The 13,297-nt window shown below is 41.1% G+C and carries 13 protein-coding genes; 8 read left to right on the top strand and 5 right to left on the bottom strand.

From position 1 onward, the window contains the following. Window positions 1-15 precede the first annotated feature (15 nt). From NK987_RS14020 to NK987_RS13995, 6 genes are all read left to right on the top strand, one after another. Window positions 16-786 carry a phosphosulfolactate synthase gene (locus tag NK987_RS14020; protein ID WP_258422391.1) on the top strand — a complete coding sequence of 257 codons (771 nt, stop codon included), beginning with the start codon at window positions 16-18 and terminating at the stop codon, window positions 784-786. Between the two features lie 51 nt (window positions 787-837). After that, window positions 838-1,773, top strand: a complete 936-nt coding sequence (locus NK987_RS14015) for a polyprenyl-phosphate transporter (RefSeq protein ID WP_259264358.1) — start codon at window positions 838-840, stop codon at window positions 1,771-1,773. Beyond that, the gene (locus tag NK987_RS14010; protein ID WP_259264357.1) at window positions 1,770-2,510 is read left to right on the top strand and encodes a shikimate dehydrogenase family protein; all 741 of its coding nucleotides are present in this window, start codon (window positions 1,770-1,772) and stop codon (window positions 2,508-2,510) included. The genes NK987_RS14015 and NK987_RS14010 overlap by 4 nt, the downstream gene beginning before the upstream one ends. A gap of 28 nt (window positions 2,511-2,538) precedes the next feature. After that, window positions 2,539-3,795 (top strand): pyridoxal-dependent decarboxylase, encoded by a 1,257-nt coding sequence (locus tag NK987_RS14005; RefSeq protein WP_259264356.1) that lies wholly within the window; start codon window positions 2,539-2,541, stop codon window positions 3,793-3,795. Window positions 3,796-4,078: 283 nt separating this feature from the next. Then, window positions 4,079-4,888, top strand: a complete 810-nt coding sequence (locus NK987_RS14000) for a mechanosensitive ion channel family protein (protein WP_259264355.1) — start codon at window positions 4,079-4,081, stop codon at window positions 4,886-4,888. Between the two features lie 205 nt (window positions 4,889-5,093). Next, on the top strand, window positions 5,094-5,324 hold the full coding sequence (locus NK987_RS13995; protein ID WP_258422386.1) for a hypothetical protein: 231 nt from the start codon (window positions 5,094-5,096) through the stop codon (window positions 5,322-5,324). A 167-nt stretch (window positions 5,325-5,491) separates the two neighbouring features. Here NK987_RS13995 and NK987_RS13990 read toward each other — a convergent pair whose 3' ends face one another. Beyond that, a complete protein-coding gene (locus NK987_RS13990; protein ID WP_259264354.1) occupies window positions 5,492-6,838 on the bottom strand; it encodes a transglutaminase-like domain-containing protein in 1,347 nt (448 codons plus the stop codon). Between the two features lie 235 nt (window positions 6,839-7,073). Here NK987_RS13990 and NK987_RS13985 point away from each other — a divergent pair, with 235 nt between their 5' ends. Continuing rightward, window positions 7,074-8,021, top strand: a complete 948-nt coding sequence (locus NK987_RS13985; protein ID WP_259264353.1) for a polysaccharide deacetylase family protein — start codon at window positions 7,074-7,076, stop codon at window positions 8,019-8,021. A gap of 210 nt (window positions 8,022-8,231) precedes the next feature. Beyond that, entirely contained in the window at window positions 8,232-8,549 is a 318-nt protein-coding gene (locus tag NK987_RS13980) for a phosphoribosylpyrophosphate synthetase (protein ID WP_258422383.1), read from the top strand. 193 nt (window positions 8,550-8,742) lie between these two features. Here the strand turns inward: NK987_RS13980 and guaB are convergent, their stop codons facing one another. The 4 genes from guaB to NK987_RS13960 all read right to left on the bottom strand — a co-directional run bounded on the left by guaB (window position 8,743) and on the right by NK987_RS13960 (window position 13,191). Next, on the bottom strand, window positions 8,743-10,221 hold the full coding sequence (gene guaB / locus NK987_RS13975) for an IMP dehydrogenase (protein WP_258422382.1): 1,479 nt from the start codon (window positions 10,219-10,221) through the stop codon (window positions 8,743-8,745). A 406-nt stretch (window positions 10,222-10,627) separates the two neighbouring features. Beyond that, window positions 10,628-11,389 carry a hypothetical protein gene (locus NK987_RS13970; RefSeq protein ID WP_259264352.1) on the bottom strand — a complete coding sequence of 254 codons (762 nt, stop codon included), beginning with the start codon at window positions 11,387-11,389 and terminating at the stop codon, window positions 10,628-10,630. After that, window positions 11,386-11,826, bottom strand: a complete 441-nt coding sequence (locus NK987_RS13965; RefSeq protein WP_259264351.1) for an ABA4-like family protein — start codon at window positions 11,824-11,826, stop codon at window positions 11,386-11,388. The genes NK987_RS13970 and NK987_RS13965 overlap by 4 nt, the downstream gene beginning before the upstream one ends. 177 nt (window positions 11,827-12,003) lie before the next feature. Next, a complete protein-coding gene (locus tag NK987_RS13960; protein WP_259264350.1) occupies window positions 12,004-13,191 on the bottom strand; it encodes an RsmB/NOP family class I SAM-dependent RNA methyltransferase in 1,188 nt (395 codons plus the stop codon). Window positions 13,192-13,297 lie beyond the last annotated feature (106 nt).

The raw sequence follows: 13,297 nt of genomic DNA, 5'->3' as shown, positions 1-13,297 counted from the left end.
TGAAATTCGAACTTAATGAATTACGTTCTGAAGAATCTGCCTGTACGAACTGAAAAACCACGTACTACGGGGTTTACCATGGTTATGGACAAAGGCATGGGTATCAGGGAGGTTGAAAACTTCGTTGAGGCCAACAGTGATTTTGTGGACATTGTCAAGCTAGGCTGGGCTACTTCCTATCTCACTAAAAATCTTGCACAGAAAATCCAGATTTACAAAGATGCAGGGATCCCTGTCTATTTGGGAGGTACTTTGTTTGAGGCATTTGTCATCAGAGGTCAATTTGAGGATTACAGAAGGGTTCTGGAGAAATTTGACCTTTCCTTTGCAGAGGTCTCTGACGGATCAATCAGCCTCAACCACGGCAAAAAATGTGAATACATCCAAATTTTATCTAAGGATGTCACCGTTTTGTCAGAAGTTGGATCAAAAGATGCTGCTAAAATCATCCCTCCATACAAATGGATCGAACAGATGCAAAGTGAACTTGATGCGGGTTCGTGGAAAGTAATCGGGGAAGCAAGAGAAGGCGGAAACGTGGGTTTGTTCAGAGATTCAGGAGAAGTCAGACAGGGTCTGGTGGAAGAAATTCTTACCAAAATCCCTGAGGACAGAATTATTTGGGAAGCTCCCCAAAAAGAGCAACAAGTTTGGTTTGTAAAACTTCTTGGAGCCAACGTCAATCTGGGCAATATTGCCCCAAATGAACTTATTCCCCTAGAAACCATCCGATTAGGTCTCAGAGGAGACACTTTTGACCATTTTCTAGGTGCACACCTTATGTAATACTATTTCTGGACTGCCTGATTAAGAAGGCAGTCCTTTTTTTGATCCACAATGAACTATCTCAAAGATTATATTTTAACCTTCCTCAAAGGCATGTCCATGGGAGCTGCTGATGTCGTTCCCGGAGTTTCAGGAGGTTCTATTGCCCTGATAGCAGGCATTTACCAAAAACTTCTCGACAGTATCAAGTCCATTGATAAAACTGCCCTAGGTTTTCTATTCAAATTTGAAATTAAGAGCCTTTGGGAGCATATCAATGGGGGTTTTCTATTCACCTTGCTTGCTGGGATTCTGACAAGTATTTTTTCTCTTTCAAAGGTAATCACTTACCTGATGGACAACCATCCGATTCCTCTGTGGTCGTTTTTTTGCGGATTGATCATCATTTCTGCGGTAATTATCCTAAGAGACATCAAGAGATGGAATGTTGGCGTGATCCTTTCTCTACTTTTAGGAACAATAACTGCCTATTGGATTACAGGATTGCCTCCCACCACTACTCCGGATGCGCTTTGGTTTACCTTTGTAGCCGGAGCCATAGCGATCTGCGCGATGATTTTGCCGGGTATTTCAGGAAGCTTTTTGCTATTAGTCATGGGCCAATACGAAAGAATTCTCGGAGCAGTCACTGATAAAAATTTTCTGATAATTATCGTTTTTGGTTCAGGTTGTGTTGTAGGATTGCTTTCTTTCAGTAGGTTGATTTCTTGGTTGCTGAAACATTACCATGCGGTGACTATCGGTGTTCTGTCCGGATTTATGCTAGGATCACTTAACAAAATCTGGCCTTGGAAAGAAATCCTCTCTTACAGGATGTCTTCTTCTGGAGAACAGAAACCTTTCCTAACCGAAAATATTTGGCCCCAACATTATTTGGAAGTGACAGGACAGGAACCGCAGATACTTTATGCAGTGTTGTCATTTTTGTTTGGAATCCTTTTGGTTCTGGGAATTGAAAGAACAGCAAATTACCTGAAGCGATCATGAGAAAATTCGGATTGATAGGTTTTCCGTTGACCCATTCTTTTTCCAAAAAGTATTTCACTTCAAAATTCGAAAAGGAAGGGATCTTGGATTGTCAATATGATTTGTATGAAATCCCGGACATTTCCCTTTTTCCCAAAATCCTGTCCGAAAATACTGAACTGGAAGGCATTAATGTCACCATTCCTTACAAGGAAAAGGTTATTCCATTTCTGGATGAAATGGATCCCGCCTGCCAAAAAATCGGTGCGGTCAATTGTATCCAAATCAAAGAAGGAAAACTCAAAGGTTACAATACCGACTATATAGGATTTAGACAATCACTTGAGGGTTTTCTTGGATCGAGCAAGCCAAAAGCATTGGTTCTGGGAACCGGAGGAGCATCCAAAGCAGTGGTGCAGGCGCTTTCAGATATGGGAATTTCTTTATTGATGGTTTCTAGAAATTCTTCTGAAAAACCCGGTTGGATCAATTACCGAGATTTGGAGTCAAATCCCACCATACTTGAGTCCCACCAGCTTATCATCAATACCACTCCGGTAGGGACATTTCCAAAAACCGAAGAAATGCCGGAAATCAACCCAAATTACATTACAGGAATGCACAAGGTCTATGACTTGGTGTACAATCCTGAAAAAACTTTTTTGATGCGCTCCCTTGAGGCGCGCGGTGCATTGGTAAAGAATGGATTGGAAATGCTCCAACTTCAGGCAGAAGCTGCCTGGAAGATCTGGAATTGATTTCTTTTCACATTTTAATTTTATTGCCATGTATTGGAAAAAACTATCACACGAACAAATCAAAGAAACCATATTCAATGCCCTTTCCCAAAATCTGGATTACAGAGGCGATCACCCCATACTTGGAATTCCCGGAACATACCTGGATACTGCAGAATTTTATCCAGATGCACCATTTTTGAAAGATGCGCCATACATGTCTGCCATGGTCCGCAATCCAAACCATATCGGCGTACATTCTCTCAGCGACAAATCGGTCCTGGAGATATTTGAAGGTACCCAGAAAATCGAAAAGGACCTGATCCGCTTGGTAGCAGAGGAAATCCTTAATGGAGATCCAAACCAACAAGACGGATATGTGGCAACCGGCGGAACAGAAGCCAATATTCAGGCCATGTGGATTTACAGGAATTTTTTCAAAAAAGAATATGATGCCAGACTTGGTGAAATCGGACTGGTTTATTCCCAAGACTCTCATTATTCCATGCCTAAAGGTGCCAATCTGCTTAACCTTACCAGCATCATCCTCGAAGTGGAACCGGAAAGCAGGCAGATCACCAAGGAATCCTTAGAGTCCAAAGTAAATACCGCCATGCAAGAAGGCATCAAGTATTTCATCGTCATCGCAAATCTTTCCACTACCATGTTTGGGTCTGTAGATGACATCGATATACTAGGCGATTTTTTCACTAATCTCAATGTACCATTCAAAATCCATGTAGATGCCGCTTATGGAGGGTTTATTTACCCTTTTACAAACCCAATGAGCAGGTTTACATTCCAAAATCCTTACATGAATTCCATTACAGCAGATGGACACAAAATGCTTCAGACACCCTACGGAACAGGGCTTTTCTTGATCCGAAAAGGGTTTTTTGACTATGTCAAAACGGAAGAAGCGCAATATATCCCCGGAAAAGATTATACCGTCAGCGGAAGCCGGTCCGGAGCCAATGCCATCTCTATGTGGATGATATTGCAGATCCATGGATCGGAAGGATGGAAATACAAAATGGAAACCCTTTGCGACCAAACAGAGCGAATTTGCAAGAGATTAGAAAGAATGGGAGTGGAATATTTCAGAAATCCTTACCTGAATATCATCGCGATAAAAGCCAAATACCTATCCAAAGAATTGGCATACAAATACTACCTCGTTGCCAATTCCTATGAATTTGAACCGGAATGGTACAAAATCGTCGTCATGCCCCACGTCAAGCCGGGAACGATTGACAGCTTCCTGATGGAACTGGAAGGTGAACTCCAATCCAACCTTAGGAAATAAGTTCTTTCTCAAAAAAACCCAATGATAAATATCATTGGGTTTTTTGCTTTTAATGCTCCTGAACTTACTTATTATATTGAAGATCCTACCAAAGATTAAGACCAATGTCCCTATTAAATTGCTAATTAATAATTTATTGCCAAGGTTAGATATCTTTGATTTTTATCCTCTTTTTTCATAATAAATCAATAAACTAGGCCTACTTAACGGTAAAATATTTCACATCATTTTTATATTTTTATAGAATTTTAATTTTATACAATCTTCATTTAAAATACAATCTATGGAAGAAGTAACCACTTACACAACAAAGTTTATGGACTGGGTATACGTTTTCGGTCCAAAATTACTAGGTGCACTTGCAGTATTTATCATTGGCCTTTACGTGGTCAATTTCATTTCGAAGCTTGTTTCAAAGGCACTTAACAAAAGAGGAATAGAAGTTTCCCTGCAATCATTTTTGGGTAGTCTCGTGAGTGGGGGTTTAAAGGTGCTATTGCTGATTTCTGTCGCGGGCATGCTTGGGATTCAGACTACTTCATTTGTGGCAGTCGTCGGTGCTTTGGGTTTAGCTGTGGGTTTGGCTTTACAGGGTTCGCTTGCCAATTTTGCCGGCGGGGTATTGATCCTGGTTTTTAAGCCTTTTAAAATCGGAGACCTGATAGAATCAAACGGTCAGACCGGCGTGGTCAACGAAATCCAAATTTTCAATACAATCCTGCTGACGGCAGAAAACAAAACCGTCATTCTTGCAAACGGCGCTGTCTCTAACGGTACGATCGTCAATTATTCCCGTCATGGCAATCTCCGTGTAGATATCACCATGGCTTTGGCCCCAGACAGTGATGTGGTCAAAGCAAAAAATGTTGCCTTAGAAGTATTAAAAGCAAATGAGTTTGTATTGGAAGAACCAGCTCCTTCTGTCAATGTTTTGAAAGTAGGTGATGGAATGGTCACTCTTGCCATCAGGCCTTATTCATCTCCTGCACATTATTGGGATGCGTTCTTCTCTGTTCAAGAAGAAATCAGATCAGCTTTTGACAAAAACAGTATCTCCGGACCAACCCCGACTAGGGTGATCATTAGTAAATAAAATTCAAAGTCAAAACAAAAGGTTGAAACAAGGCAAATAAATAGTATCCGGTGATCTGAAAACCAATTCAAAACCAAAGAAAAAAAATGGCAAAGACTTTTGAAATGGCAAATAAATTCTTGAAACTGGCAAAAAATCATAAATTTGTTTTGGCTTAAATTAGATTAGCCTAAAAACAAATCACCAACAACAAAACAGAAAGACTATGACCCTGTTAAAAAAACTGAAATCAAGTACCTTATTGGTATTGGCCTTTGGCTTCCTTTTCGTAGCAACCGTTAGTTCTTGTGGAGGTAAAAAAGAAGGAGAAGAATCAACCGAACAAGTAGAAAGTGCCGAGCATCCTGCTGAAGGTGCTGAACATCCATCCGATGGTGCAGAACACCCCACTGATTCTACTTCAGAACATCCTGCAGACACAACTGCTACCAATTAATTTCAAAAAGGCGTTTTAAAAGTGTCTGGAAACCAGCTCTCAGGATATGGTTTTTTCAGACACTTCTTTTTTCCTCCATATCCAATCTTACCAAATCAAAAAAATCAGAAGGCATTATCAAAATCCCATGAAAGGAATTCCCACGTTTTTCAGAAAAATGGTCAAGTTTACTCTGATTTTCTGTTGAATGAAAATACAGTTTGTGGAAAAGCAGGTTCTCCGTTTATTTCCATGATGGGATAAGCCATAAAATTGATCGGTCCTCCAGATGGACCAGGGCTTACTTTGAGGTCACGGCCCTGACTGAATTCAATCCTATTGGCAGGATGCCTTCCAAAATAATATGTAGCAAGGGCTGTGTACTTATTACCCTCACTGATATCCACCGGCCACCACTTGCCATCTGCGTAGAATTCGGCCCAACAATGATACCCATCAATACCTCCCTCGTCCCTATCTGAGGGAATTGAGGCACCTATGGAAAACCTCGCCGGAATATCAATTGATCTCGCCAAGGAAATGAAAAAAGAATGAAACTCAGTGCAGTTTCCCGTCTTGGAATCGCAGGCATAATTGGAATCCCCGCGGCCGAATTTACCAAATTTCATATACCGCATGTTGTCAATAATATAATCATACAAAGCCCGAGCTTGGACGAGTTTATTGTCATTTTCCTTGCCTTTGATGGCTTCTTTGGCTATTTCTTCAAACCTACCGCCGATTGGCATCAAAAGATTTGGCTGTAAGTATTTCTTGTCGACGGGATCAAAAGCATCATAAGGACCTTTTTCTTTCCTTGCCACCTGATAGGTAATGTCAATTTCCTTTCCGCTATCCTCTGGCCCGAGTTCTAGGTAAAGAATCGTATTGTCAAAATCCTGTTCTTTCAACATTTGATGTTTTCCAGGAAGGTTCATTTTGACCACCTCAACATTTTGGAAACTGTCACTTTTGGCGATAGGAATCCACATTTTGGCAGATCCGTCAATCTTGGGAAGTTTGGAATAGTAATGAAAATCAAATTCATCCTGACCTTCGACAACTCCTAACAAATCCGTGGATGCAATTTCAACCGGGACTCTCCGCCAGGTTTTGTCCACCACCTGCTTCCAAGTGTAAAATGGCTTGCCGTTCAGTTTGTGAAGGGAAGTTTCTGTTACCCTCATGTTTCCCGGTTCACCCTCCATAAAAAAATCCACATCATAGACATCTCCTTTTTCATCCGCCAAATCCACACAGGCAAAATATTTTTTCGGACCAAGGTTCGAAAGGTACTCAGTATGGACACGAACGAGCTTCAAATTGAAATTTCCTCTTTCGTCATTGACTTGAAAATAGCCGTCACCTGTCTCTGTTTCCTTTTCAATATAGGCTTTGATCCCTATTTCTATTTCGGCAATAGAGACTTTTTGTGGTTTTGTCTGTTCCTCTTTTTCTCCCTGAGTTTCATTTGGAGATTGGCAGGATGCAATTATCAATAGCCATCCAAATAAAATAAAAAACCGGTTTCTCATCTTTGGGCTTGTTAATGTTGATTTGTTGATCGGATTATGGAATGTTGGCAAACAAAAGTCCATATTTCCCAAATATACAATAAATCCAAAGAAGGAGATTTCAAAAGAAGTCTCCCAAGGAGTATGTAAGCCTGTTTTACTTTAAGCCGGATTTTTATCCATTTGCATAATCTTCCTTACTATCGAATTGAATGTTGATTAGATTGTAAATATATACCAAACCTAGTCTTCCAAAATGGCCAATACTATCTACTTCCTAATTCTGTCCATCGTTCTAAATCTAGGCGATATGACAGTAATCAAATCACAGGAAAAGGAACAATCATCCATCCGACCCAAGGTTGCTTTTACTTTTGATGATGGGTCCACACGTGATATGCCTAATCTAAAATTGGAGGAGTGGAACCAAATGATACTTACAAGCTTGAAAAAACATGATGCCAAAGCGGTTCTATTTGCTACTGTCGGACCCTTGGACAATGACAAAGGCAGGTATGTACTTTCTTCTTGGGACAAAGAAGGCCACCGGATTGCAAACCACACTTTTACCCATCCGAGATTCAGCGATCCGAAGACGACTTTGGAGATGTTCAAGACAGAGCTCATTAGAAATGATGCTGTGATCCGTGCCTATCCCAACTTCTACCAATACTTCAGATTCCCTTACCTCAAGGAGGGTGAAACAAAAGAGAAAGTGGAAGGATTCAGGACTTTTATGATAGAAAAAGGTTACAAAAACGGCCATGTTACCATAGATGCCTCTGATTGGTATATCGCCAGCAGATTGGTAGATAGGCTCAAAGAAAATCCGCAGGCCGACATCAGCGGGTTTAGGGATTTTTACATCGAACACATGTATGACCGAGCTTTATTTTATGATGGATTGGCTGACCAATTGACCGGTAGGAAAATCAACCATACGATCTTACTTCACCATAACCTTGCCTCGGCATTATTCTTGGATGACCTGATCGTACATTTCAAAGAAAAAGGATGGGAAATCATGGATGCGGATGAGGCCTTTAAGGATCCGATATTTGAAGAAGTCCCAATGGTAATTCCTGCCGGAGAAAGTCTAATTTGGGCCCTTGCCAAGCAAAGTGGAAAGTATGACAAAGATCTCCGCTATCCTGCTGAAAATGGTGATTACCTTAAGGCAAAAATGGACAGCCTCGGACTTTAAGACTTGACAAGTCTACTTATACGAATCGACGAAACCGGTCAGAAAATAATATTAAAAGCATATAACAACCAATATTTATAAAAACCGATTTTCAAAAATTTCGTTTTCTGAATAAAGATTCAATCCGAAACAGGAGAAAAACTCTTATCAAATTCAGACCCTGGTCTTATCCTTATTCAATATTCTGTAATCAAATAAACCTAGATAGTTATGGAAAATTACGAAACACTATCACAAGCAATAAACGGACTGAAAAGCCAAGGATATACTGAGGATTTTAACCTCAAAGAATTTTGTATTGAATGCCGTGGGGGTGAATTCCGCATTTTACACGATGAATTTCAAATAGATAAGGTTTTTAGATTTGAGGGAAATTCTGATCCTGATGACCAATCGGTCCTCTATGCCGTATCTTCCGACAAATTCAATTTGAAAGGGGTCTTGGTCAATGGCTATGGTATATACTCCGATCCGCTGACAGATGATATGCTTAAAAAATTGAGTTATGATCCTGATTTAAGAAATTGAATTCAAAATTGAATTTGTGTACTCTTTTTTCGTTGCCACAAATTTCCTGTGTTGACTTCATTGTGGAACTTAGGAATTTCCCTTTTAGCAAATTACCCATCTTCTCCGGGTCTTATTCCCTCTGAAATCGAAAAAGCGACAGGTAGGACCCGCCGCTTTTTCTAGTAGTTATCACTTTCATTTTAAACTTTGCTTACATTTTAGCTGAGTAGTTTGGGGCTTCTCTTGTGATGCTTACATCATGCGGATGTGATTCCTTGACACCTGCAGCAGTGATTTTCACAAACTTGCCATTCTTTTGCAGATCTTCCACAGTTGGGGTACCACAGTAACCCATACCAGCCTGAAGTCCACCCACTAATTGGTAAAGGACTTCTGAAACCAAACCTTTGTATGCTACTCTACCAACGATTCCTTCCGGTACAAGCTTCTTGATATTGTCTTCTGCATCCTGGAAATAACGGTCTTTGGAACCGGATTCCATGGCTTCCAGCGAACCCATACCTCTATATGTTTTGAATTTCCTTCCTTCAAAAATCAGCATTTCTCCTGGAGCTTCTTCTGTTCCTGCCAACAAAGACCCAATCATGATAGATCCTGCGCCTGCAGCAATGGCTTTCACCAAATCACCCGAATAGCGGATTCCACCATCAGCGATGACAGGAACATTTCTACCTTTCAGAGCTTCTGCGCATTCAAATACAGCCGAAAGCTGTGGAACACCCACACCTGCAATCACCCTTGTGGTACAGATACTTCCCGGACCTACTCCCACTTTCACTGCATCTGCACCTGCATCAGCAAGTGCAATTGCAGCTTCCGGAGTCGCAATATTGCCTACTATAACTTCCAAATCCGGAAATGCATCTTTGATTCTTCTGCATGCATCCATGACGCCTTTGGAGTGTCCATGTGCTGTGTCTATGGAAACAACATCTACACCTGCTATCTTAAGGGCTTCGACCCTTTCGACAATATCAGCGGTGACACCGACAGCAGCACCTACACGAAGCCTTCCAAATTCATCTTTGCAGGCATGCGGTTTGTCCCTTCTTTTTAAAATATCCTTATAGGTGATCAGACCTGTAAGTTTTTCATCCTCATCTACAATCGGAAGTTTCTCGATTTTGTATTCTTGAAGAATCTCTTCAGCCTGTTCAAGTGAAATTCCTGCCTTGGCAGTAATCAGGTTTTCACTTGTCATAATATCTTTGATTTTAACATTTGGATCTTTGATGAACCTCAAATCCCTATTGGTGATGATTCCTTTCAAAACCCTGTTTTCGTCCACAACAGGAATCCCTCCAATATGGTATTCGCGCATGATGGCATCCGCATCCCTTACTTTGGATTCAATATCCAAGGTAATCGGATCCAAAATCATCCCGGCCTGAGAACGTTTCACCTTTCTGACTTGGGCGGCCTGCTTCTCGATGGACATGTTTTTGTGTATAAAACCAAGTCCACCTTCTAGCGCAATGGCAATAGCCAATTCGGATTCCGTCACAGTATCCATCGCGGCGGAAACAAGAGGAATGTTGAGTCGGATTTTTTTGGTGAGTTGGGAGGATGTGTCTGTATTTCTTGGAAGGACTTCAGAATATCCCGGCACTAAAAGCACATCGTCGTAGGTGAGTGCTTCAAAAAGAAATTTATTGGAATTGAGGTTCATAGCAAATTCGGTTAGGTAACCCTATTTGCCCGTCAAAGATAAGAACATTTTCAGTTGTCAATCAAATCGGTTTGAAAATAAATTAAATAGGAGATGTAAGACGTGAGATATGAGATGGGAGACTTAAGATTCTAGAAGCAAGACACAATATCCAAGACTTGGTTCCATTATATGAGGAAGAACTTCTCTTTTCAGTTCATAGGATGTACAGCTAGTCCAGTTTTCTTAAATAACTCACATTGGTTTCCTCGTCATCCTGAAAAAGGAACAGCCTGTCCCGTTTTCTCCGGGAACTGAAGGATCTCATTTGCCTTAGGTGAGACCCTTCGTGCCTCAGGGTGACGGTAGATAACCCGACAACTATGACAACGCGAAGCTGACAACAATTATAACAACTACAACCATTTCATCCCCAAAATATCCCCCTACCTGCCATTGCATACCAGAAAGTGCCCAAGGAGAAAATGAAATAAATGACAGCAAAAATATTTACCTTCTTGACATCCTTTCTTGCAAAATACCAGGCAAAAAGCGGGACAGTCTGCAAGGCGTGAATTCCGAAAAAATGGAAAATCCGAAGGTCACCATAGGCCTTTGCCCAATTCAGGAAGAAAATTCCCTCCTGGCCATCGGGCGCTCCAACTGTATGACTCAAGTTGGCGGCCATCAGATAACCTTCCATACTCGCAACAATAAAAATCAACATGCCCAAGCGAATGCCTCTCTTATACCCTGCAAAAAGGGATTCCACAACTGAAAATAATCGATAGGCCCAAAAAACCATGATGGTATTTATGAGAATGGCAATGCCCATGATTTGGAACAAAACCGCATTGCCTACAGAACTGACATTGAAATGGGAGAGCTCTCCCCTAGAAGCCTGATAGATGATGATTACCATCTCGATTATCATAGCGGTGATAATGGTTAGTTTGATCTTCTGGACTTTTCGGATTTGGGGGAGATAAAATAAATACCAAGCCATCGTCCAAGAAAAGATTCCAATGGAAACAGCAAATTTCATAGGTTTCATCCAGACATTGACCCCATTTAAAGTCCTGTCATCAAAAAAAGAAATAGCCAACAATATGAAAAATAAAATGAAATTGAGCAGGCCAAACTGCCCAAGGGACATGCTTCTTTTGAAAATCTTTCTGATAAATATCATGGGTGATAAGGACTCTGATTGAGTTTTTTGATTTTGGATGCCCTGACCAAAAAGTACAACAACAAGCCTACAGGCCCCATCATAAATGTCAACAGCAGACAAGGAAGCACCAACCATCGGCTGATATCTTTTTCCCAGGCATCCTGAGCGATCCACATTCCGACAAACATGTCAAAAGCAAGGTAGTGAATCCATCCCGCCAAAAGGGCTTCATCTGAACCGAAAAGCAACCTCACTTCAGACAATGTACTGAATCCTCCCTCCCCTCCACTGAACAAAGCCGGAATGATATAAAACCCATAAGTAATTGCCATCAAAATGAAAACTCCTGAAAATAGCGTTTGGTAAATCCATTTCCTTGGATAAAAAATAAACAGTGCAATCCATGAAAAAAAGGCCAAGGTACTGGCCATGCCAAAAACAGCTTCTAGTGTCATGGGGATCGGATGTTTGGTTATTTTAAATTTAGGGAAAATTATCCCGCAAAGGCGCAAAGGCACGAAGAAAAATTTGGAAACGTAATTATTATTCTAGAATAGGCTAGAATACAAGAATCTCTGATTCAAAAAAAACAGTTCAGTTTAAATGAATACCATCATTTTCTAACCCTAATTTTATTTCCTCTTGATCTTTGCTATATAAAAACCATCATACCCGCTATCCTGTGCCAAGACTTTTTGGTCTTCCACCAATTCAAAGTTTTTACCGTTTTCGGAAGAAAGGAATTTCTCGACCTGCATTTGGTTTTCGGTAGGCAAAATACTACAAGTAGCATAAACCAATAATCCGCCCGGTTTTACCATGCCGGCATAGTTTTGAAGGATTTCCTGTTGGATGGCCTGCACCTTTTCTATGGATTCAGGAGTCAGTTTCCACTTGGTATCCGGATTGCGTTTCAATACTCCCAATCCCGAGCAGGGCACATCCAACAGCACCCGGTCAGCAGATTCCTTTAATCTTTTAATTGTCTTATTTCCTTCGATTACTTTGGGTTCAATGATGCTAATCCCGTTCCTTCTCGCCCTCAGTTTGGTGTTTTGCAGCTTCCATGCCTCCACGTCCATGGATAGGATCCTACCTTTATTTTGCATCAAGGCGGCTAGGTGAAGTGATTTTCCTCCAGAACCCGCACAGGCATCAATCACCCGCATGCCAGGTTCCACTTCCAAAGCTGCTGCCACGAGTTGGGACGAGGCATCCTGAATCTCAAAAAGCCCTTCTTTAAAGGCCGGATTTTTGAAAATATTCTGCCTTTTTGCAAGTACCAATGCGTCTTTGTAGCCTTTGGGAGCATAGGATTCGATGCCATCGTCAGCAAGCCTTTTCATGAGTTGCTCGCGGGTGACTTTGAGTGTGTTGACCCTAAGGACGACATCTGCTTCTTGGTTGAGAGTTTCGATTTCTTTCTCCCAATTTTCTCCCAAAAGTTCAGCACCCATGTCATCAAGCCAATCGGGAATAGATTGAAGGATTGCCCTTTCTTGGATCCTGTCATAATTTGCTTTGATGAATTTTGGATCCAAGCCTTTGAATTCCCTCCAATCCGGAAGTTCATTTCCCTGAAGCACCCAATAGGTACCAAAAAGATGGTAGAAGTCATCCGATGGGCTAAGTTGATTGAGTAGCCTCCACCATCTTACCATTTCATAGATGGACTCGGCAATAAATCCTCTGTCCCTTGCTCCCCATTTTGGATTGGATTTCAATTTTCTTTCAATCACTTTATCAGCATACCTGTTTTGGTTAAAAATTTCATCCAGGGATTCAATGACAGCGCTGACTGTGTTGGTAAAGAGTTTCATGGCAAATATTTATATGAGGCACAAAGATAACAGGATTCCGATGCCCGATAGGCAAAGGTTTAAAATCCCAAAACCGATATTTTTGTTAATTTTGCACCCGCTCAAC

Origin of the sequence: Aquiflexum gelatinilyticum (assembly GCF_024813435.1) — a bacterium.
Lineage (GTDB): Bacteria > Bacteroidota > Bacteroidia > Cytophagales > Cyclobacteriaceae > Cognataquiflexum > Cognataquiflexum gelatinilyticum.
Note: the sequence above shows the minus strand (reverse complement) of the source record. Positions and strands in the feature narration are given on the sequence as shown.